Genomic DNA, 21,005 nt, shown 5'->3' with positions numbered 1-21,005 from the left:
CGAAACCATCAGGCCCACGCTTCGCCGAGCGCGTGGGCCTGCTGCAGAACCAGTTCAACCGCTGTATCCTGCTGGTCCGGCGGGTACTTGTACTTGCGCAGGATGCGCTTGACCATCAGCCGTAGCTTGGCCTGCACACTTTCGCGTGCCGACCAGTCCACCGTCAGGTTCTTGCGCAGGTTGTCCGCGAGTTCGTGGGCGATTTTCTTCAGCGTCTCGTCGGTCAGCTCGCGCACGGCCGAGGCGTTGTCGACGAGGGCGTCGTAGAAGCGCACCTCGTCCTCGTTCAAGCCCAACTGCTCGCCACGGCCGGCCGCCTCGCGGAACTTCTTCGCCATCTGCACCAGTTCTTCCATCACCTGGGCGGCTTCGATGGAGCGGTTCTGATAGCGCTGCACCACGTTCGTCAGCATGTCGGAGAATTTCTTGTTCTGCACCACATTGCTGGCAAAGCGCGATTGGATCTCGCCTTCCAGCAGGCGTTCCAGCAGTTCCACCGCCAGGTTGCGTTCCGGCAGGTTGCGCACCTCGGCCAGGAAGGCGTCGTCCAGGATGCCGATGTTCGGCTTGTCCAGGCCCACCGCGTGGAAGATGTCGACCACATCCTCCGACACCACCGCCGAACCGATGATCTGGCGGATGGCCAGCTCGCGTTGCTCGTCGGTCTTCCTCGTGGCGCTGATGTCGCGCTTGGTCAGGATCACCTTCACGCCCTGGAAGAAGGCCACCTCCTCGCGCACGGCCTTGGCCTCGTCGAGCGTGCAGCACAGCGTGAACGCCCGGCTCATGGCCAGCGCCAGATCGGCAAAGCGCTTCTTGCCGTCCTTCAGGCCCAGCACATGGTTCGCGGCGCCGGCCAGTGTCTTGTGCCCGCCGGTCAGGAAGCCGCTGTAGTCGTACCCGTGCCCGTTCGTTCCGGCCAGCATGCCGCGCAACGCATCCAGCTTCTCGGCCAGCACGCTCCAGGCCTCGTGCGCGTCCACGGTCGGGCGGCCGCGGCCCTGGCTGGCCGTGTACTCCTTGAGCGCCGACTTCAGCTCGTTGGCGATGCCGATGTAGTCCACCACCAACCCGCCCTGCTTGTCCTTGAACACGCGGTTCACGCGCGCAATGGCCTGCATCAGGTTGTGGCCCTTCATGGGCTTGTCGACGTAGAGCGTGTGCACGCAGGGTGCGTCGAAACCGGTGAGCCACATGTCGCGCACGATCACGATGCGCAGCGGGTCGGCCGGATCCTTGAAGCGCTTTTCCAGCCGCTTCTTCACCTGCGTGCTGTAGATGTGCGGGCGCAGCAGCGCCTTGTCGCTGGCCGAGCCCGTCATCACGATCTTGATGGCGCCTTGTTCCGGGTCGGCACTGTGCCAGTCGGGCCGGAGCCGCGTGATCTCGTCGTACAGGTGCACGCAGATCTCGCGGCTCATGGCCACCACCATCGCCTTGCCGGGCTGGGCCTTGTCGCGCTCCTCGAAGTGCGCCACCAGGTCGGCCGCCACACTGGTGATGCGCGGCTCGGCGCCCACCACCTTCTCCAGCGCGGCCCAGCGGCTCTTGAGCTTGGCTTGCTGGCTTTCTTCCTCGTCTTCGGCGAGTTCGTCCACCTCGTCGTCGATGGTGGCCAGTTCGTCGGCCTTGAGCCCCAGCCTGGCCAGCCGGCTTTCGTAGTAGATGGCCACGGTGGCGCCATCTTCCTTGGCCTGCTGCATGTCGTAGACGCTGATGTAGTCGCCGAACACGGCACGCGTGTCGCGGTCTTCGCTGGCCACCGGCGTGCCGGTGAAGGCCACGAAGGTGGCGTGCGGCAGCGCGTCGCGCAGGTGCTGTGCATAGCCCACCTGGTAGCGGTCAGCCGGCGGCGCAAGCGCCACCTTGTACGGCGTCGGCTCGCCGCTGCCCGTGGTCAGCACCGTGGGTCCGGCATCGCGCCGGGGTGGCTTGGCCGTCTTCAGCTTGGCCTCGAAACCGTACTGCGTGCGGTGCGCCTCGTCGGCGATCACCACCACGTTGTGCCGGTCCGACAACAGCGGGAAGTGGTCTTCGTCCTCGCCCGGCATGAACTTCTGGATCGTCGCGAACACGATGCCGCCGCTGGGCCGGTTGCCCAACAGTGCGCGCAGCTCCTGCCGCGTGCGGGCCTGCATCGGCTGCTCGCGCAACAGGTCTTGCGCCAGCGAGAACACGCCGAACAGCTGCCCGTCCAGGTCGTTGCGGTCGGTGATGACGACGATGGTCGGGTTCTGCATCGCCGGCTCCTGCATCACCCGCGCTGCGAAGCAGGTCATGGTGATGCTCTTGCCGCTGCCCTGGGTGTGCCAGACCACGCCGCCCTTTCCACGCAGGCTGGCAGGGCCGTCGGGGCGCGACGCGGCCACCACCTGCGCGATGGCCGCACGCACGGCGTGGAACTGGTGGTAACCGGCGATCTTCTTGACGAGGCCGCTGCCGTCATCTTCGAACAGCACGAAGAAGCGCAGGTAGTCGAGCAGATAGGCCGGTGCCAGCACGCCGCGCACCAGCGTTTCCAACCCATTGAACTGCCCCAGCGGGTCGAGCGTTACGCCGTCGATGGTGCGCCAGGCCATGAAGCGCTCGCTGTCGGCCGAGAGCGAGCCCAGCAGCGCGTCCGTGCCGTCCGAGATCACCAGCAGCTCGTTGGTCTGGAAGGCATCGGCGATCTGCGCCTTGTAGGTCTGGATCTGGTGGAACGCCTTCCACACGTCGGCGTTCAGGTCGGCCGGGTTCTTCAGCTCGATGAGCACCAGCGGCAGGCCGTTGACGAACAGCACGATGTCAGGCCGGCGCGTGTGGTGCGGCCCGGTGATGGAGAACTGCGTGACCGCGAGCCACGCGTTGCGCGCCGGGTCGGCCCAGTCCACCAGCCGCACGAAGTCGCCCCGGGTTTCGCCGTCCTTCTGGTACTGCACGGGCACGCCACCCACCAGCAGGCGGTGGAACTGGCGGTTGGCGGCCAGCAGCACCGGCGTGCCCAGGTCCAGCACCTGGCGGATGGCGTCGTCGCGTGCGGCCGCGGGCACGCCTGGATTCAGCGTGGCCACGGCCTGTCGCAGGCGGCCGAGCAGCAGCACCTGGCGGTAGCTGTCGCGCTCGGGCGTGGCGCCGTCGGGGGCGATGTCGGGGCCGTGCAGCGGCTGCCAGCCCACGTTGGCCAGCCAGGTGAGGCATTCCTGTTCGAGTTGGCTTTCGGTCATGCTGCCTTTGGCCGGGCTGGTGCCATCCCCAATGGGAATAGAACCCGTGATGTGCAAGGAAAACGCGATTTTCTATACATGTCGCCCCTGATCTGCATAGAAATCTCGGTTTTCTGGATGGCTACGGTGCCCGTGCAATTGAAGAACGCTTGCATGTGGCGCGACCGTACGAAAGAACGCTTGCGTGTGAGGATGGCCGCGGGGCGCGCCGTACACTCCGGCTCCAAGTGGATTGGGGGTTCCTGGTCGGCGCTACAGCCTCGGTTGGTTCATCGGGGCTTTTCGCTTTTTGACTCGCGGCGCTTAGCAGATCGCTTAACAAGCTAAGCGCTAAGTCAATGATTGGAAAAGGCTTTCCCAGATGCTGACTTGGCATGCACGATCTGCTAAGCACTTTGCTAAGCCCTTGATCGCAGCGAGTAGACGTAGGTATCGCGGACCCTCTGCCTGTCCAGAAATCCGTCGGGCTGGCTCCATTTCTTCAGATACCGCGACGCTTCCACCTGCGCTGAGGGTGAATTGCCCAGCCCCAGCAATTCGCGCAACTCGGCGTTCTCGATGCGCTGGTGGTCGCGCAGGTACTCCCGCACCATTTCCGCATAACGGATCGGGTTCAAACCGCGGGTCCGCGTGTAGGCCGCCTTGCCCTTCAATTCCTTGGCCACGCCCTTGGCCAGGTGGAAGGTCGCTGCGGACGTATGGCCTCTGCGTTCCAGCAGACCCAATGGCGGCAGACACATGGCATCCAGAGTGCGGCGGGCGTCGTCCCTTGGCAGTTGCAGCACCTCGGCGGCCTGAGCGGCGTCGATGAAGTCCTGCGTCAGCAGCGCATCGAGCACCAGCATGTGGTCCAGTGCCACCTCGGCACCCTGCGCGTCCAGGCCGGCGACCAACCTTGCCAGTGCGTCATGGGCCTCGCGGTTGAACATGCGCAGCGTGACCGAATGCCCGTCCGTCTGGTACTCGGGCCGGCGTTTGCCGAACACCAACGCGGATCGAAAAATGCGCCGCCGCCCGATGCCGGATGACTCCACCAGTCGCAGCTTCACCAGCGCGTTGGCCAGCGTGCGGTTGCGCGGCACCGCCTCGTGCCGCAGGATGTTCTCAGGCGTGATGCCCGCCACGAAGCCGCCGGGGCTGGTGACCACCAGTTCCTTGTCGGAGTGGCGCACCAGCACCTCGCCCGGGTTCAGGTAGTCGCGGTGCGTCAGCGCGTTCAGCACGGCTTCGCGCACGCCCTCCAATGGGAACTGCGGAATGCGCAGCTTGAACAGCCCGAGGTCGACTTCCTTCTCCGGGTTCAACGGTCCCGTGAACACCTGCTCCATGCGCTCCACCGCCTCCAGCAGCGGCAGCCGGTCGATGTCGTTGCGGGCCACGCTGGTCTCGCCGTCGTGCAATACGTAGTGGAACTGCGCCTGCGGGCAATGCTGCGCCAGCACCTCGCGGCGCGCGAACAACAGCAGGCCGGTGTGCGTGACCTGCCCGTTGCGCATGGCCTCCAGTCCGCTGAGAAACGCCGGGTCCGGCAGTTCCAGCAGGCCGGACGAAGGCGACTTGCTGCGCAGCACCTGGCGTGCACGCTCGATCTGCAGCGGGTCGAGATCCTGAAGCCGCAAGCCCAGTGCGGGCGCGCCGCTCCAGTCCACCGCCGCGCTGCGCACCTGGGCGTGCTGAAAGCTCATCGGGTCCAGCGGCATGCAGTTCTTGCCGACGCGCTGCTTGAACAGGCCCGCCGCTGTGCCATACGGTTTGCTGGCGCCCTCGGGCACGCGCACCACCAGCAGCTTGCCCGTGCCCTCGGGCACCTCGATCTCGAACACCTCGGCGGACACACCCGGCCGGGTGCCGTCGAAGATGCCGCGCCGGAACACATCCAGGTCGTAGCCCCGCACACCGTGGATGGCCTGGGCGCGGCCCCGCACCTTGTCCGCCACGCCGAACACCACCATGCCGCCTGCCGCGTTGGCGAAGCAGGCCGCGTACTCGCAGGCCAGCTTCAGGTCTTCCCTCGGCCCCTGCCAGGGCTTGAAGTCCAGAAACTCGCTTTCCAGGTCGTCGGCGATGCAGACGTCCAGTTGGTCAAGCAGGCGGTGGAGCGCGGTGGTGTCGGGGATGGCCATCAGGCGATTTCCTCCACTTCGGCGATGGCCTCGGGCAGGCGCAGTTGGCCGGAGATCAGGCGGGGGAGCAGGGTGTCGCGGAGGGTGGCGAGGGTTTGAGCCTGCTGTTCATTCGAAACCAAGCGACTAAACAGCGGGGACGCGATAGCGAGAAAGGCCTCGATCACGGGTGGCGAGGGCACCAACGTGAGAATTGGCCGAAACGCTTTCTTGCTGATCTCCATGAAGGTCGATCCATTGGCCCGCGCTTTGATGCCTTCCATGTTTTGCTGGCACCAGAAGAGCACGTAGAGCGGCGGCAACAGGCCGCCCGGGGGGATGGCGATATAGCCTTGATTGATGGCTACCGGCATCTGAGCGATCGCGAGATACCCGATTGGAGCGCGTGACGACAACAGCAAAGTCCCAGCGGGCAACAGTCCGGAGCCGATTTTCGCCAGTCCCTTGGCCGATAGTCGCCTCTCGGTCTTCAGTAGCACGGGCGCTGGCAAGCCTGAAAGATCCTTGGGAGTGGTCCATGCGTGCTCTTCCGGGTTCCAGTAGCTCGGGTCCTTTGTGTCGGGCGTAGCCCCGCCTATGCATTCGACGGCATCACCGATGGGGCGAATGGCCCATCCTGTGGGCACTGACCCAAGCGCCGATTCCTCGAACCCATCCGGAAACAAGGCCGCCGTGGCTTCGTCCATGCCGGCCGGCGGCAGGCCTTGGATCTTGGCGCGAACGGGATCGAAGTCGACGAACCACGACTTGAACAGCGCCTGCGCGATGGCTTCGAGGGTGGCGTTGGTTTCGCGCAGGAGGGCGATGCGATCGTCGAGGGCGCCCAGCAAATTTGCGATTTCAACTTGTACAGCCAGCGGGGGGAGCCTTAACTTGAACTTGAAGCAATCGCCAACACGAATATGGCTGACGACCGACCCCGATCCCTCGTGGCTGCCGAACTGATGTTGCAGATCCGGTGACAGAAAGGAGTACAGCAAAAACCGAGGCGCGACGATGCGTGGGTCGGCGCGGTACTGCATGACCCGCTGCCCCAAGAACAGCCCCTCCGGCTCAACTACGAGTCCCACCTCACCGATCGGCGCCTCTCGCGTGAGCAATACGTCGCCGCCCCGTAGTTCTGCACGTCGCGTCCACTTGGTGTAGGTTGCCTCGTCGACAAAGCGGCAATCGCTCAGATCAATTCTTCCGTTTCGAATATTGGTCGTGCGAATCATTCGGTACGGGGTTGGTCCGTCGACAACCGGAGCTGTCTTGTTCACGCAGTCAACGATCAGCTCGCACACCTCGTCAGCCGAGACTAGCGGCCAATCAGTACTCATACCCGAGCCCTCCCAGCTTCCGCCGAATCACCACATCCAGCTCCGCCCCCTTCGCCATCTGCTCTCCCAGCTTCTCCGTCAGCGCCTGCATCTTGGCCTCGAAGCCTGCATCGTCATCCGCCACCGCCTCGGCCCGCACATACCGCCCCGGCGTCAGCACATGCCCGTGCTCGGCGATCTCGGCCAGCGGCACGCTGCGGCAGTAGCCCGCCACGTCGGCGTATTCGCCCGCACCAGCCTCGCCACGCCAGGCCGCCACCGTGACCGCGATGCGCTCGATGACCGCATCCGTCAGCTCGCACTGCACCCGGCTGATCATCGTCGCCAGCTTGCGCGCGTCGATGAACAGCACCTCGCCGCGCCGCTGCCGTTTCTCCTTCACCAGGAACCACAGGCACGCCGGGATCTGCGTATTGAAGAACAGCTGCCCCGGCAGCGCGACCATCACCTCCACCACGTCGGCATCGACCATGGCCGCGCGGATTTGGCCTTCGTTGTTCTGGCTGCTGCTCATGGAACCGTTGGCCAGCACGATGCCAGCGCGGCCGCCGGACTTTAGGTGGTGCAGCATGTGCTGCAGCCAGGCGTAGTTGGCGTTGCCCTGCGGCGGGTCGCCGTACACCCAGCGCGCATCCCCCGTCAGGCTGGCGTGCCACCAGTCGCTGATGTTGAAGGGCGGGTTGGCCAGGATGAAGTCGGCGCGCAGGTCCGGGAACTGGTTCCGGGTGAAGGTGTCGGCGGGCTCGCGGCCCAGGTTGAAGTCGATGCCGCGGATGGCCAGGTTCATCGCCGCCAGGCGCCAGGTGGTGGGGTTGGCCTCCTGGCCGTAGATGGCCACGTCGCCCAGCTTTCCGCCATGGGCCTCGATGAATTCCTCGCTCTGCACGAACATGCCGCCCGAGCCGCAGCACGGGTCGTACACCTTGCCGTGGTGTGGCGCGAGGATGGCCACCAGCGTCTTGACGATGCTGCGCGGTGTGTAGAACTGGCCGCCGCGCTTGCCCTCGGCGCTGGCGAACATGCCCAGGAAGTACTCGTACACCTGACCCAGCACATCGCGCGCCTCGCTGGCCGTGGCGCCGAAGCCGATGGTCGACACCAGGTCCACCAGCTCGCCCAGCTTGCCGTCGGGCAATTGCGCGCGGGCAAAACGCTTGTCGAGGATGTTCTTGAGCTTGGGGTTCTCGGCCTCGATCAGGCTCAGCGCCTCGTCGATGCGCTTGCCGATGTCGGTCTGCTTGGCGTTGGAACGCACCGCCTCCCAGCGGGCGGCTTCGGGCACCCAGAAGACGTTGGCCTCCAGGTAGTAGTCGCGGTCTTCCAGCTCGGCCGCAATGTCCTCGGGCGCGGCGTCGCCATAGAAGTATTCGTCGTCAGGGTCGGCCAGGCGTTGCGTCAGTTCCGCATGCTTGGCGCTGAAGGTGTCGGAGATGTACTTCAGGAAGATCAGGCCGAGCACCAGGTGCTTGTACTCGGCGGCGTCCATGTTGGCCCGCAGCTTGTCGGCGGTGGCCCAAAGCGTTTTCTTGATGGTGTCGATCATGGGTCGGGTGGCAGGGCGTGGGCCCGTTGCGCCGGCCTGGAGTGGCGCGCGCGAGGGGCGATTCTCGCTGCGCCCGCCTTCCCCGCACCCGGACGCGTTACGGCTCCTCCGCCTTGTCGAAATCCAGCTCCACCTTGGCCCCGTTCGGGTCGTGGCAGAACAGCTGCCACAGCGCCCCGGCCTGGCGCCGCAGGTCGTACTTCCAGCCGGCCGCGTCGAAGCGGGCCTTGACTTCCTTGAGGCCCTTGGCCGTGAACGCCATGTGGTCGATCACGCCCGCGCGCTGGGCCGGCACGGGCCGGTCGAAGTAGATGTGCAGGATGGCGTGCCTGGTGTCTTCGCCGTACAGCCAGGCACCCGGGAAGCCCAAGTCGGGCCGGAAGCCCTCCGTCAACCCCACCATGCCGGTGTAGAAATCCATCGTGGCCTGCGGGTCCTCCGCGATCACGGTGAAGTGGTTCATGCCGAGGATCATGGTCGAGGCTCCTTCAGGGGATCAGGACAAGGGCGCCGCTGCGCTCGCGCGATTCCAGCCGCTCGTGCGCCTGGGCCGCGCTCTCCAGCGTGAAGCGTTCGATGGTGGGCATGGTGATGCTGCCATCGGCCAGCGCCGCCCACACGCGTGCTGCACGGCGCGCCAGGGTCTGCGGCTGCGCCACGTAGGCGAACACGATGGGGCGCGAGAACGTGGCCGACTTCATCAGCAGTGCGTCCGGGTCCAGCGGCGCCAGCGGGCCGCTGGCCTGGCCCAGGCTGATCCAGTGGCCGCAGGGGGCCAGCGCGGCCAGGTTCTCCTGCTGGGCCTGCTGGCCCAGGCCGTCGACGATGACATCGGCACCGCCCAGGGCCTGCACGGCGTCGGCGAATCGGTAGTCGGATGTGACGATCACCTGCGCGCAGCCGTGGGCGCGCGCGATGCGGGCCTTGGCCTCGGTCGAGACGGTGCCGATGACCTGCGCGCCCAGGCGGCTGGCCCATTGGCACAGCACCTGGCCCAGCGCGCCGGCGGCGGCATGCACCAGCCAGCGCGCGCCGGGCTGCACAGGCGCCACGTCGTGCAGCAATGCGTCGGCGGTCAGGCCCTTGAGCAGCAATGCGGCAGCCACCTCGTCGTCCACCGCGGGCGGCAGCCGCACCAGCCATGGGGCTGGCACGTTGCGCACGCCCGTGTAGGCACCCGGCTGCGGGCACAGGTAGGCCACGCGTTCGTCGGCCAGGAAACCATGCACGCCCTCGCCGCAGTCCAGCACGCTGCCGGCCGCCTCCATGCCGGGCGTGCCGCCGGGCGCGAGCATTGAAGGGATCTGCCCGCGGCGTTGGTACACGTCGATGAAGTTCAGGCCGATGGCGCGCTGGCGGATGCGCACCTCGCCGGGTGCGGGCGGTGGCACCTCGGTGTCTTCGGTCCGCAGCTGGGCTGCGTCGCCATAGCCTTGCAGCCGCACGTGCCGTGTGGGCAGCGCGATGGCCACCGGCATCGCGGCCTGCCCCGGCGCGCGCAGGTCGCCGCCGCGCTGCAGGTGCCGGCGCAGGTTGGCGAAGCCGGCCTCGTACACGCCCTGCGCCACCATGTCGCGCAGTTCGCGTTCGCGCCCGGGCGGTGTGGCGAAGGTCGATTCCCAATGCCAGAAGGTGCGGTTGCCGTCGGTCACGGGCTTGAGCGTAACGGTAGCGGCGTAGCGCAGCAGCGGCACGGTCGCCTCGACGATGCAGTAGGTGCTCTTGTACTGGCGGTCGTCCAAGGTCAGCAGCTGCTCGCGGATGCGGTTGCCGTCCTTGAGCGAGAAGCTGCGCACGCAGCCGACCTGGTCGCTGCGCTCTCCCCCTTCGATGCGGCTTTCGGCCACCACGTCGTGCCACTGGTCGTGGCTGTTGAAGTCGCGCAGCACGGCCCAGACGCGCTCGATGGGCGCGTCGATCACCGTGGAGCGGACGACTTTCTGCAGCGTCATCGGTACAGACGCTTGAGGGCGTCGAAGCCCGTCTGGAACACGCCGTCGGCGATGGTCCGCGTCAGTTCCTGCTCGCGTCCTTCGTCGCAGCCGAACTCCGCGCTCCATTCCGCAAAGCAGCGGTTGCCGTCGGTCACGGGGGTGAGTTTGAGCGTGGCCACGTAGTGGTCCACGCCCATGGGACTTTCCAGGATCTCGTAGGTCTGCGTGTAGTCGAAGTCGGACAGGGCCAGCAAGCGCTCGCGGATGGTGCCGCCGTCGCGGGTGTGGAAATGGCGGATGCAGCCCACGCGGTCGGCGGGCTCGCCGTTCTCGATGCGGCTGTCCGCGATGCCCGGGTGCCACTGGGGCAGCCCGTTGAAGTCGCGGATGCGCGCCCAGACGTTGTCGGCGCTGGCCTCGACCACGCTGGAAACGTACAGGCGGATCATGCTTCAGACTTCTGCTGGGCCGGTGGCAGCGCCGCATTGGCGCCCGAGCTCGCGCCGGCCAGCCGCTGGATGTCGCTTCCGTCCAGCCCGATCTCGCGCAGCAGCTGGTCCACCAGCGGTGCCTGGGCACGGAAGCGCAGCGCCGAGTTCACGACACCGTCGGCGAAGCCGCCGCCACCGCCATCGCCGCCCGCGGAGCCGCCGCCACCGCCCAGGCCGTCCACGTGCAGGATCTTGATGCCCTCGATACGCTCCATCGGCCGCACCGACTCGCGGATGATGCCCTCGGCCTTCTCCACCAGCCGCATGCGCAGCGCGGAGGTGCGGGCGTCGGGCGACAGCACGTTCTGCGCCTCGTTCATCCAGCGTTGGGCTTCTGCCTCGATCTCGGCGCGCACGCGCACGGCCAGCGCGCGGATGCGGTCGGCGTCGGCATCGGCCTCGGCCTGGGCGCGGATGGCGGCGCCGCGGTCGGCGCTGGCGGCCTTCTCGGCCTGGGCCGCGGTGGTCAGCTGCAGCGCCTCGCGCTCGGCCGCCTGCGCGGCGCCGATCAGGTCGATGGCCTTCTTGCGCTCGGCCATCTCGACCTCGCGCGCGGTGAACACCTTCTCTTCCGCCGCCACCGCCAGCGCGCGGGCGGCCTCGGCACCGGCCTGCGCGTTCGACAGGGCCTCGCTCTCGCGCGCCACGGCAATCGCGCGCTGCTGCTCGGCCAGCTCCAGCGACTGCCGGCGCGCGATCTCGGCCGCCTGCAACGTGCGTTCCTTGGTGATGCGCTCCTGCTCCAGGCTCTGCTCGCTGCGGATGCGGGCCATGTCGATGGCCTGCTTGGCGGTGATCTGCGCGCCCTCGGCGTTCTGCTCGCTCTGGGCGCGCTCGCTGGTCAGCTCGGCACGCTGGCGCGCGCGGGCGATCTCAACCTCGCGCTGCTGGTGCAGCCGCGCGTGCTCGGCCTCGCGGTCGATGTCCAGGCTCAGCTTCTCGGCTTCCAGGTTCTTGTTGCGGATCGCGATCAGCGTGTCCTGCTCCACATCGTTGCGCTGCTTCTTGCGGCGCTCGATCTGCTCGGTCAGGCGCGTCAAGCCCTCGGCGTCGAAGGCGTTGCTGGGGTTGAAGTACTCCATCGCCGTCTGGTCCAGCTGCGTGAGCGAGGCGGCTTCGAGCTCCAGGCCGTTCATGGTCAGGTCGCCAGCCACGGCCTCGCGCACGCGCTTGACGTAGCTGCCGCGCTTCTCGTGCAGTTCCTCCATCGTCATCTCGGCCGCGGCGGTGCGCAGCGCATCGACGAACTTGCCTTCCACCAGTTCCTTGAGCTGCTCGGGTTCCATGGTGCGCAGGCCCAGCGTCTGCGCGGCGGCGGCCACGGCCTCGGGCTCGGCGGCCACGCGCACGTAGAACTCGGCGATCACGTCCACGCGCATGCGGTCCTTGGTGATCAGGGCCTTGTCGCGGCCCCGGCTCACCTCCAGCCGCAGCGTGTTCATGTTCACCGGGATCACGTCGTGCACGATGGGCAGCACGAAGGCACCACCACCCAGCACCACCTTCTGCCCGCCCATGCCGGTGCGCACGAAGGCGCGCTCCTTGCTGCTGCGCAGGTACAGCCAGTGGAACAGCCAGACCACGATGGCCACGGCGATGACCACCACGATCAGGCCGAGAAGGAAGCTGCCGAATTCAGCGCCGGTCATAGTGCGATCTCCGTGAAGCGTCGGGTGGTTTCAGTCAATGCGATCTCGGTGGGCAGCCGCTCCATGGAGCTGGCGCCGTAGAAGCCGTGCAACTCGGGGCACTGGCCCAGGATCCAGCGCGCGTCCTCGGGCGTGGCGATGGGGCCGCCGTGGCACAGCACCAGCTGGTCGGGGTTCACGGCCTTGGCGGCGGCCGCCCAGGCCTTGATGGGGGCCACGCAGTCCGGGAGTTGCAGCGCGGTTTCGGCACCGATGCTGCCGCCAGTCGTCAGGCCCAGGTGGCAGACCACGATGTCGGCACCGGCCTGCGCCATCGCGCGCGCATCGGCCTCGCAGAACACGTAGGGCGTGGTCAGGAGGTCCATCGCGCGGGCGCGGCGCACCATCTCCACCTCCAGCCCGTAGCCCATGCCGGTCTCTTCCAGGTTGGCGCGGAAGCTGCCGTCGATCAGGCCCACGGTGGGGAAGTTCTGGATGCCCGAGAAGCCGAGGTCGATCAGCCGGCGCAGGAACTGCTCGGGGATCATGAAGGGGTCGGTGCCGTTCACGCCGGCCAGCACCGGCGTGTCCTTCACCACGGGCAGCACCTCGCGCGCCATGTCGCAGACGATCTCGTTGGCGTTGCCGTAGGCCAAGAGGCCCGCCAGCGAGCCACGCCCGGCCATGCGGTAGCGGCCCGAGTTGTAGATCACGATCAGGTCGATGCCGCCGGCTTCCTCGCATTTGGCCGACAGGCCGGTGCCGGCGCCGCCGCCGATCAGTGGCCGGCCCGCGGCGATCTTGGCGCGGAAGCGCCGCAGCAGTTCATCTCTGGCGATGCGTGGCATGGGTGCGTTCCTCGTTGCGGGCCACGGCGCGCCAGGCGGCGACCAGCGCGTCGGCAAAGGCCTCGTCGTTGATGTGGTGCGGCAGGCGGACCAGCTGGTGGTCGCTGCTGCTGCGGAAGTTCTGGGCCAGCGTGTCGAACAGCGCACGGTTGGCCTCGGGGTCGTGGAAGGGCTGGCCGGGCTTGTCGATGGCCGAGACGCCGCCCTCGGGCAGCAGCAGCCGCACCGGCCCGCGCATGGCGTTGCACTTGGCGGCCAGGAAGGCGCCGATGGCGCGGCACTCGTCGGGCGTGGTGCGCATCAGCGTCACGCCGGCGTTGTGTTGGTAGAAGCGGCGTGCGCGGAAGCGCTCGGGCACGGTGTCGCGCGCGCCGAAGTTCACCATGTCCAGTGCGCCGACCGAGCCGACCCAGGGCAGCGCCTGGCGTGCGAACACGTCCAGCCGCGAGGGACCGGCCGACATGGTGCCGCCCACGATCTCGTCGGCGATCTCGGTGGTGGAGACGTCGATGCAGCCAGCCAAAAGGCCCGAGTCCGCCAGCTTCTCCATGCTCTGGCCACCGGTGCCGGTGGCGTGGAACACCAGGCAGTCGTAGGCCTCGTCGAGCTGCTTGGTGACCATCTGCACGCAGGGCGTGGTCACGCCGAACATGGTCAGGCCCAACGCGGGTTTGCGCGCTTCGCCCTCGGGCATGGGGTGCGTCACCATGCCGGCCAGCGCGTGGGCAGCGTTGGCAAGCACGCGCTCGCTGATGCGGTTGATGCCCTGCACGTCGGTGACGGAGTACATCATGCAGATGTCGCTGGGCCCCACGTAGGGCCGCACATCGCCGCTGGCCACCGTGCTGACCATGAGCTTGGGCACGCCGATGGGCAGCGCGCGCATGGCCGGCGTGGCCAGCGCCGTGCCGCCCGAGCCGCCGGCCGAGATCAGGCCGCCCAGGTCGCGGCGCGTGAGCACGTAGCGTTCGAAGGCCAGTGCCATGGCGGTGACGGACGTGCCGCGGTCGCCACTGAACACAGCCGACTCACCCTGCGGGTGGTGGCGCGCCACCTCGCGCGGGTGCACGCTGGCGGGCGAGGGTTTGCCGCTGGTGGCCAGATCGACGGTCACCACGCGCAGGCCCAGCTTTTCGAGGCACTGGCGCAGGTAGGCGAGTTCGCGGCCCTTGGTGTCGAAGGTGCCGGCCACGTAGGCACAGCGTTCGCTGCTGGCGGCGACAGGAAACTCCAGCACCTGGGCGGCGCGCTGTACCGGCGCGGTCACGGGACTGGGCGCTGGCGGTGCCACGCGTGGAATGTCGGTCACGGGCGCGGCGGTGTCGCCGCTGTTCCAGCGGTTGAAGCCGCGCACCGTGCGCGGCAGCAGCGCATCGAGCGAGGGCGCGCCGTCGCCGTGCATGCGCGCCACCGTGAGGACGGTGGTGGGCCGGCTCTGCGCCGCTTGCGGCACTTCGGTCTCTTCGTCCGGCCCGGTGCGCACGCCCAGCAACCGCTCCTGCAGCGCGCGGTCGGCTCCGAGCTCGGCCGCGGGCATCAGCTGCGCGATGCGGCCGTTGACCATCACGCCGATGCGGTCGGCCACCTCGATGGCCACGCCCAGGTTCTGCTCGATCAGCAGCACGCCGATCTTGCCGTCGGCCGCCAGGTCGCGCAGTGCCCGCGCGACCTGCTCCACGATGACCGGGGCCAGGCCCTCGGTCGGCTCGTCCATGACCAGGAGCCGCGGCTCCAGCAACAGTGCACGGCCGATGGCCAGCATCTGCTGTTCGCCCCCAGAGAGTTGCGCACCGCCGTTGCCCTTGCGTTCCGCTAGGCGCGGGAACATGGCGTAGACCTTGTCCACGTCGCGGCGTTTCGGTGCCACGAGCCGCAAGGTCTCGTCCACCGTCAGCGACGGCCACACGCGCCGACCCTGTGGCACGTAGGCGATGCCGCGTTTGGTGCGCCGCTCGGGCGGCAGGCCCAGCATCTCCTCGCCCAGCAGGCGCACGCTGCCGGTGGCACGGCCGACGGGCGGCAGCAGGCCGCAGATGGCGTTGCACAGCGTGGTCTTGCCCATGCCGTTGCGGCCGACGATGCCGAGCACGCCGCGGTCCAGGCCCAGGTTCACGCCCTGCAGCGCATGGGCGCGGCCGTAGTAGACGTCCAGGCCGTCGATCTGCAGCAGCGGTGCGTCCATCAATGCCTCCCGCCCATGTAGATGGCCTGCACCTGGGCGTCGTTCTCGATCTCGGCCGGCGTGCCGGTCTTGAGCACGCGGCCGTTGTGCATCACGGTCACCTTCTCGGTCACGCGCAGCGCGATGTCCAGGTCGTGCTCGATGATCACGAAGCCCATGTGGGCCGGCAGTGCGTTGAGCAGCGCCACCAGTTCGCGGCGTTCGGCCGGCGACAGGCCCGCGGCCGGTTCGTCGAACAGGATCAGCCGCGGCGCGCCGGCCAGCGCCATGCCGATCTCCAGCTGGCGCTGCTGGCCGTGCGCCAGGTCGGCCACCAGGGTGTCGGCGATGTGGGCCAGGCGTGCGCGCTCCAGCAGCTCGTCCGTCGCCTGCGTGGAGCCGTGGCCGGCGCCAGCACGCCGAAGGCTGAAGCGCCCGTTGGCCACGCCGCGCACCGCCAGGAACAGGTTGTCGCGCACGCTGAGTTCGCGGAACAGCAGCGAGGACTGGTAGGTGCGCCGCAGTCCTTTGCGGATGCGCTCGTGCGGCGGCAGCGCTGTGATGTCCTCGCCGAAGAAGCGGATGCGCCCGCTGGTGGGCGGGAAGTCGCCCGTGATGGCGTTGAACAGCGTGGTCTTGCCCGCGCCGTTGCTGCCCAGCACGGCGTAGCGCTGGCCGGCCGCCACCGAGAAGCTCACGTCGTCCACGGCGCGCAGCGCCCCGAAGGCGCGCGTGACGCTTTCGAGCGCGAGCGCGTCGCCCGAGGCCAGCGCGCGTGGCGCGGCGCCGGCGCGGGCCGTGGGAGGGCGGAGCGAGGTGACGGTGGCCACGCGTTCAGCCCTTCTCAGGGGCAGGCGGGAACGTCCCGCGTGCCCATCTTGAAATCTTCCTTCTTCATGCCCAGCAGCTGGTCGATGTTGTCGACCTTCTTGGCCACCTTGGTCGTCAGGTTGCCCTGCGCGTCCTTGACCACCTCGGTCACGAAGGTGGTGCCGATGGCCTGGCGGTTGCCGTCCAGCCGCACGTCGCCGGTGGGCGTCTTGAGCACCATCTTTTGCAGCGCCTCGCGGTACTTGGCCTGGCCGCCCGAGAGGTCGCCCTTGACCGCGTCCAGCCCGTCCAGCGCGGCCTTCATGTTGGTGTAGTAGACGTAGGCGAACAGGCTGGGGCTGGGGAAAGCGCCGGAAGAAACAGGGTAGGTCTTCTGGTAGTCGGCCACGAAGGCCTTCCAGCCGGCGCCGTCGTAGCTGTCGGCCACCGGGCCGGCCGACAAGGTACCCACCAGCGAATCGCGCCGCTTGCCGCGGTAGTTCAGCACGTCCTGGCTCACGGTGATGGAGCCGCCCAGCATGGGCTTGTCGCCGCCGGCGTTCTCGTACTGCGTGAGGAAGTTCACCGCGTCGGCGCCGCCCAGCACCACCAGCAGCGCGTCCACGTCCTTGGGGATGCGCGCGATGACCGAGCTGTAGTCCTTGCCGCCCAGCGGCACCCAGGCCTTGACCGGCACCTTGCCGCCCTTGGCGCAGAACTCCGACATGAAGCCCTGCACCTGCGAATACGGGAAAGCGTAGTCCTCGGCGATCACCATCACGCGCTTGTAGCCCTTGTCCAGCGCGGCCTGGCCCAGGCCCACCATCCACTGCGCGCCCTCGGTGTTGAAGCGGTAGAAGTTGGGGCTGGGGCTGTCCAGCGTGGTGCCCTGCGCGCCCGAGGCGCCGTTGATGAAGGTCACCTGCGGCTGGGTCTTGGAGTAGTCCTTCACGGCGATGCCTTCGCCGCCCGACAGCGGGCCGACCATGATCTCGACCTTGTCCTGTTCCACCAGCTTGCGCGTGGCGTTGACGGCCACGTCGGGCTTGGCGTCCGAGCTGGCCTTGACGAGTTCGATCTTGCGGCCCGCCACCATGCCGCCACGCTCCTTGACGGCCAGCTCCGCACCGCGCATGCCGTCCGCGCCGCCGGCCGCGAACGGGCCTTCCAGCGTGGCCAGCAGGCCGATCTTGATGGGACCGCCCTGGGCCCAGGCACCGGTCACGACGCAGGTGGCCGCAGCGGCCAGCAGGGTTTGCTTGAGGTTCACGCTTGTCTCCTTGGGGTTGGCGTTGTCATGGTCTGCCTGGGTGCGAAGCGCGCACGCGCCTTCGCCCACAGTCCGAGCAGGCCGTCGGGGGAACACAGCACGATGGCGAGGAACACGCCGCCGATCACGAGGTTGAAGCGTTCGCGGTCGACCAGGTCGATGGCGAAGGTCTGCAGCAGCACGAACAGCACCGCGCCGACGAAGGCGCCGATCGGGTGGCGCATGCCGCCCAGCACTGCGACGACCAGGATGTTGATGAGCCAGCTGGTGCCGACCGATCCCGGGGTCATGAGCCCGTTGTACCAGGCCAGCAGGATGCCGCCCACGGCCGCCAGCAGTCCGGCGAAGGCATAGGCCGCCACGCGGTGCGCGACGACGCTGTAGCCCAGCGCGGCCATGCGGCGCGGGTTGTCGCGCACGCCCTGCAGCGCGATGCCGAAGGGTGCGCGCACGATCCATTTCACGGCGCCATAGCCCGCCAGCGCGCAGCCCAGCGCGAGGAAATAGAACGGCACCGGCTTGCGCCAGTCCACGCCGAACACATCGGGCGGGTGCAGCTCGCGCAGGCCCTGGAAGCCGTTGAAGATGCTGTAGTTCTGCAGCACCAGGTAGTAGAACGCCACGCCGATGGCCAGCGTGATCATGATGGTGTAGATGCCCTCGGTGCGCACCGACAGCCAGCCGATCAGCGCGGCGCAGGCCACCGCGATCAGCAGCGCGAACGGCGCTGCCACCCACCAGGGCCAGCCCAGGCTGATGGCCGCGCTGCTGCTGGTGCCCAGCACGGCCATGGCGTAGCCCGCGATGCCGGCCACCGTCATCTGCGCCAGCGAGACCATGCCGCCGTAGCCGCCCAGGAAGGTCAGCGACAGCGCGATCAGGCCCAGCACCAGCGACTGGGCTGCCACCTGGTAGGTGAAGAAGGGCGTGGCGACGAAGGGGAACAGCAGGGCAAGGATCAGCACGATGCCGTGGCGCGGGCGCAGACGGGCCCAGGCCGCGCGTGCAGGTGGTGCGCTTGTCACAGGCGCTGCACCGGGACGTGGCCGCGCCACTGGTGCCATCGGCTGGCGGTTCATGGCGCGACGCCATTGGGATGCGCTCATTTCAGTGGTCCCCTGCAACGCTTGGTGCGTGGGCCGACGCCACCGGGTAGCCTCTTCCGCGAATGTCCCCCGGCCTGGCGGCCTCCTCCTTTATTTCGCTGCAGAGGCCACCCGATGTCCTCGGCCTGGGAACGCCGCGTCGCGCTGTGTCGTGCGACACGACAGCTCCGGACCACGACGATGGTGTGTTCCACGCAGCGAAATAAAGGAGGAGCCCTGGGCCGCCTGCGGCCCTGGGCGGGGGACATTCGCGGAGTGGAGTACACCGTCGGCGTGGTTGGGCGCCACCTCCGCATGGCTGGAATGCCTGCATCCGCATTTCAAGCAGCCTTCCCCATGATCCCCCTGGGCCGGAATGCCAGCACCAGGATCAGGATCACGAAGGTGAACACCACGCTGTAGGTCGGCGCGTAGGCCAGCCCATAGGTTTCCGCCAGGCCGAGGATCACGGCCCCGATGGCGGCCCCCACCACGCTGCCCATGCCGCCCACGATCACCACGATCAGCGAGGCCAGCAGCAGCCGGATGTCTTCGCCCGGCACCATGGACAGCTCCACTGCGCCGATCACGCCGCCGAAGCCGGCCAGCCCGGCGCCCAGCATGAAGGTGATGGCGAACACCAGGTTCACGTTGACGCCGGACGCGGCCAGCATGCCGCGGTCGTCCACGCCGGCACGGATCATCGCGCCCACCCGGGTCCTGTTCAGCAGCCACCACAGACCCAGGCCGATGGCCAGGCCGAAGCCCAGCAGGCTCAGCCGGAAGGCGCCGTAGGCGTTGATCAGGGGCAGGCCGCGGATCGGACCTTGCAGCCACGCGGGCGCTTCCATCTGGTGCACCTGCCCCGTGAAGATCCACAGCAGCACATCGGCGATCACGATGGACAGGCCGATGGTCACCAGCGTCTGGCGCAGGTCCTGGCCCTGCATGCGGCGCAGGACCAGCACCTGGATCAACAGGCCCGCCACGGCGGCCGCGGCGAAGCCCGCGGCCAGCGCCAGCAGCCACCAGCCCGTCTTGTCGGCCACCACGTAGCCCACGTAGCCGCCCAGCAGGTACAGCGAGCCGTGGGCCAGGTTCACGTTGCGCATGAGGCCGAAGACCAGCGTGAAGCCACTGGCGACGATGAAGTACAGCGAAGCCAGCGTCAACCCGTTCAGCATGGTGACCACGTACAGGCGCGCGTTGTCGAACAGCGCCCAGAGCGAGAACACGAGGATGGGGCCGCCGACCAGCAGCCCGAGCAGGATGCGGCCTGTCCTGCTCATGCCGCGCGTTCCCAACGCCGTTCGCTGGCGACCGGTGGCAGCTTCGCGAACACGCCATCCTTCATCACCGCCAGGATGCGCTTGGGGTCGCGCAGGATCGACAGGTTGGCCAGCGGGTCGCCGTCGACCAGCAGCAGGTCGGCCAGGTACCCGGGCTTGATGAGGCCCAGGTCGTGCGGCATCTTCATCACCGGGCCGCCGAACTCGGCGGTCGAGCGGATCGCCTCCAGCGGCGTCATGCCCAGGTACTTGACGAAGAACTCCAGGTCGCGCGCGTTCTGGCAGTGGGGCGTGAACGCGAAGCCATAGTCGCCGCCCGGCAGCACGCGGATGCCGCGCCTGTGCATGGCCTTCAATGATTCGATGGCGTTGTCCCACTCGTCCTGGTAGCCCATGTCCACCGCCATCTGGTGCGTGATGCCGAAAGCTTCGGCCTCGTGCAGCATGGCGTAGAGGATGGCGATGCCGGGCGCGACGAACACCTGGTCCCTGGCCGCCTCCAGCAGGTCCAGCGTCTCGGTGTCGGTGTAGCTGGCGTGGTAGATCAGCTCGATGCCGTGGCGCAGCGCCTGCTTGACGCTGTCGGCCGAGCGCGCATGGGCCACGCCGCGCTTGCCGCGCATCTTGACCTCCTGCATGGCGGCGGCCACCTCGGCGTCGGTCATCCAGGTGGTGCCGGCCGGCGACTGCGGCGTGAAGTTGTCGCCCGAGAGGTTGAGCTTGATGGAGTCCACGCCGTAGGCCAGGAAGCGGCGCACGGCCTTGCGCATGTCCTCGGCGCCGTTCACGTTCACGCCGAAGCTGAACTCGGGGAAGGGCAGGTGCGGCAGCGTCTCGTCGCCCAGGCCACCGGGCACCGTGATCTCCTGGCTCGCGGCCAGGTAGCGCGGGCCCGGGATCTGGCCCTTGTTGATCGCGTTGCGCGTGACCACGTCCAGCCGCGGCTTGGCGCAGGCCGCTCCCACGCAGGAGGTGAAGCCCGCCTGCAGGTAGCGCCCCGCCACCTTGGCGCACCACAGCACATGTTCTTCCAGCGGCATGGCCTGGATGGCGGCCAGCGTGGCGGCGTCGTTCCAGCTGAAGTGCGTGTGGGCCTCGCACATGCCCGGCATCAAGGTGGCACCGGCCGCGTCGATGATCTGCACGCCGCTGTTGAAGCCGCCCACGGGCGCCAGGCTGCGGCCGACCTCGCGGATGCGGTTGCCGCTGACGCGCACGCTGCCCTGGTAGGGTTGCTGCGTGCCGCCTTCGAGGATGCGCACGTTGGTGAACAGGACTTCAGCCATCGTCGTCTC

General features: G+C 68.1%; 15 protein-coding genes and 1 pseudogene. All 16 read right to left on the bottom strand.

Features of this window, described 5'->3' with window-relative positions:
- Positions 1–8 precede the first annotated feature (8 nt).
- The 16 genes and pseudogenes from ASF45_RS06905 to ASF45_RS06835 all read right to left on the bottom strand — a co-directional run bounded on the left by ASF45_RS06905 (position 9) and on the right by ASF45_RS06835 (position 20,996).
- Positions 9–3,206 carry a type I restriction endonuclease subunit R gene (locus tag ASF45_RS06905; RefSeq protein ID WP_056659134.1) on the bottom strand — a complete coding sequence of 1,066 codons (3,198 nt, stop codon included), beginning with the start codon at positions 3,204–3,206 and terminating at the stop codon, positions 9–11.
- A 398-nt stretch (positions 3,207–3,604) separates the two neighbouring features.
- A complete protein-coding gene (locus ASF45_RS06900) occupies positions 3,605–5,329 on the bottom strand; it encodes an RNA-binding domain-containing protein (protein ID WP_056659130.1) in 1,725 nt (574 codons plus the stop codon).
- Positions 5,329–6,546 carry a restriction endonuclease subunit S gene (locus ASF45_RS06895; protein ID WP_235580840.1) on the bottom strand — a complete coding sequence of 406 codons (1,218 nt, stop codon included), beginning with the start codon at positions 6,544–6,546 and terminating at the stop codon, positions 5,329–5,331. Before ASF45_RS06895 ends, ASF45_RS06900 begins: the two co-directional genes overlap by 1 nt.
- A 94-nt stretch (positions 6,547–6,640) precedes the next feature.
- Positions 6,641–8,194 carry a class I SAM-dependent DNA methyltransferase gene (locus tag ASF45_RS06890; RefSeq protein WP_056659124.1) on the bottom strand — a complete coding sequence of 518 codons (1,554 nt, stop codon included), beginning with the start codon at positions 8,192–8,194 and terminating at the stop codon, positions 6,641–6,643.
- Positions 8,195–8,291: 97 nt separating this feature from the next.
- Positions 8,292–8,669 (bottom strand): VOC family protein, encoded by a 378-nt coding sequence (locus tag ASF45_RS06885; RefSeq protein ID WP_056659122.1) that lies wholly within the window; start codon positions 8,667–8,669, stop codon positions 8,292–8,294.
- A 13-nt stretch (positions 8,670–8,682) separates the two neighbouring features.
- A complete protein-coding gene (locus ASF45_RS34280) occupies positions 8,683–10,146 on the bottom strand; it encodes an SRPBCC family protein (protein WP_056659119.1) in 1,464 nt (487 codons plus the stop codon).
- Positions 10,143–10,577, bottom strand: coding sequence for an SRPBCC family protein (locus ASF45_RS06875; protein WP_056659116.1), 435 nt, complete (start codon positions 10,575–10,577; stop codon positions 10,143–10,145). Before ASF45_RS06875 ends, ASF45_RS34280 begins: the two co-directional genes overlap by 4 nt.
- On the bottom strand, positions 10,574–12,268 hold the full coding sequence (locus tag ASF45_RS06870; protein WP_056659113.1) for a flotillin family protein: 1,695 nt from the start codon (positions 12,266–12,268) through the stop codon (positions 10,574–10,576). Before ASF45_RS06870 ends, ASF45_RS06875 begins: the two co-directional genes overlap by 4 nt.
- A complete protein-coding gene (locus ASF45_RS06865; protein ID WP_056659109.1) occupies positions 12,265–13,095 on the bottom strand; it encodes a phosphoenolpyruvate hydrolase family protein in 831 nt (276 codons plus the stop codon). Before ASF45_RS06865 ends, ASF45_RS06870 begins: the two co-directional genes overlap by 4 nt.
- Entirely contained in the window at positions 13,073–14,329 is a 1,257-nt protein-coding gene (locus ASF45_RS35980; protein ID WP_235580841.1) for a Tm-1-like ATP-binding domain-containing protein, read from the bottom strand. The genes ASF45_RS06865 and ASF45_RS35980 overlap by 23 nt, the downstream gene beginning before the upstream one ends.
- A gap of 477 nt (positions 14,330–14,806) precedes the next feature.
- A pseudogene (locus tag ASF45_RS36805) lies at positions 14,807–15,277 on the bottom strand (ABC transporter ATP-binding protein); the annotation flags it as partial.
- Positions 15,277–16,086, bottom strand: coding sequence for an ABC transporter ATP-binding protein (locus ASF45_RS06855; protein WP_056659102.1), 810 nt, complete (start codon positions 16,084–16,086; stop codon positions 15,277–15,279). The gene ASF45_RS06855 and the pseudogene ASF45_RS36805, both read right to left, overlap by 1 nt.
- Before the next feature lie 14 nt (positions 16,087–16,100).
- Positions 16,101–17,336 carry an ABC transporter substrate-binding protein gene (locus ASF45_RS06850; protein WP_056659098.1) on the bottom strand — a complete coding sequence of 412 codons (1,236 nt, stop codon included), beginning with the start codon at positions 17,334–17,336 and terminating at the stop codon, positions 16,101–16,103.
- Complete coding sequence (locus ASF45_RS06845) at positions 17,333–18,442, bottom strand: branched-chain amino acid ABC transporter permease (RefSeq protein WP_200932124.1); 1,110 nt, start codon at positions 18,440–18,442, stop codon at positions 17,333–17,335. Before ASF45_RS06845 ends, ASF45_RS06850 begins: the two co-directional genes overlap by 4 nt.
- Positions 18,443–18,762: 320 nt before the next feature.
- Positions 18,763–19,710 (bottom strand): branched-chain amino acid ABC transporter permease, encoded by a 948-nt coding sequence (locus ASF45_RS06840; protein ID WP_056659095.1) that lies wholly within the window; start codon positions 19,708–19,710, stop codon positions 18,763–18,765.
- Positions 19,707–20,996: an amidohydrolase family protein gene (locus tag ASF45_RS06835; protein ID WP_056659092.1), complete on the bottom strand. Its 1,290-nt coding sequence runs from the start codon at positions 20,994–20,996 to the stop codon at positions 19,707–19,709. The genes ASF45_RS06840 and ASF45_RS06835 overlap by 4 nt, the downstream gene beginning before the upstream one ends.
- Positions 20,997–21,005 lie beyond the last annotated feature (9 nt).

It is taken from the genome of Pseudorhodoferax sp. Leaf265 (assembly GCF_001422365.1).
GTDB lineage: Bacteria > Pseudomonadota > Gammaproteobacteria > Burkholderiales > Burkholderiaceae_C > Pseudorhodoferax.
The sequence above is the reverse complement of the archived record's forward strand: the minus strand, read 5'-3'. Positions and strand labels throughout refer to the sequence as shown.

Coding starts and splice junctions, on each gene's coding strand:
- ASF45_RS06905 (WP_056659134.1), bottom strand. CDS start 3,206: ATGACCGAAAGCCAACTCGAACAGGAATGCCTCACCTGGCTGGCCAAC.
- ASF45_RS06900 (WP_056659130.1), bottom strand. CDS start 5,329: ATGGCCATCCCCGACACCACCGCGCTCCACCGCCTGCTTGACCAACTG.
- ASF45_RS06895 (WP_235580840.1), bottom strand. CDS start 6,546: ATGATTCGCACGACCAATATTCGAAACGGAAGAATTGATCTGAGCGAT.
- ASF45_RS06890 (WP_056659124.1), bottom strand. CDS start 8,194: ATGATCGACACCATCAAGAAAACGCTTTGGGCCACCGCCGACAAGCTG.
- ASF45_RS06885 (WP_056659122.1), bottom strand. CDS start 8,669: ATGATCCTCGGCATGAACCACTTCACCGTGATCGCGGAGGACCCGCAG.
- ASF45_RS34280 (WP_056659119.1), bottom strand. CDS start 10,146: ATGACGCTGCAGAAAGTCGTCCGCTCCACGGTGATCGACGCGCCCATC.
- ASF45_RS06875 (WP_056659116.1), bottom strand. CDS start 10,577: ATGATCCGCCTGTACGTTTCCAGCGTGGTCGAGGCCAGCGCCGACAAC.
- ASF45_RS06870 (WP_056659113.1), bottom strand. CDS start 12,268: ATGACCGGCGCTGAATTCGGCAGCTTCCTTCTCGGCCTGATCGTGGTG.
- ASF45_RS06865 (WP_056659109.1), bottom strand. CDS start 13,095: ATGCCACGCATCGCCAGAGATGAACTGCTGCGGCGCTTCCGCGCCAAG.
- ASF45_RS06845 (WP_200932124.1), bottom strand. CDS start 18,442: ATGAGCGCATCCCAATGGCGTCGCGCCATGAACCGCCAGCCGATGGCA.
- ASF45_RS06840 (WP_056659095.1), bottom strand. CDS start 19,710: ATGAGCAGGACAGGCCGCATCCTGCTCGGGCTGCTGGTCGGCGGCCCC.
- ASF45_RS06835 (WP_056659092.1), bottom strand. CDS start 20,996: ATGGCTGAAGTCCTGTTCACCAACGTGCGCATCCTCGAAGGCGGCACG.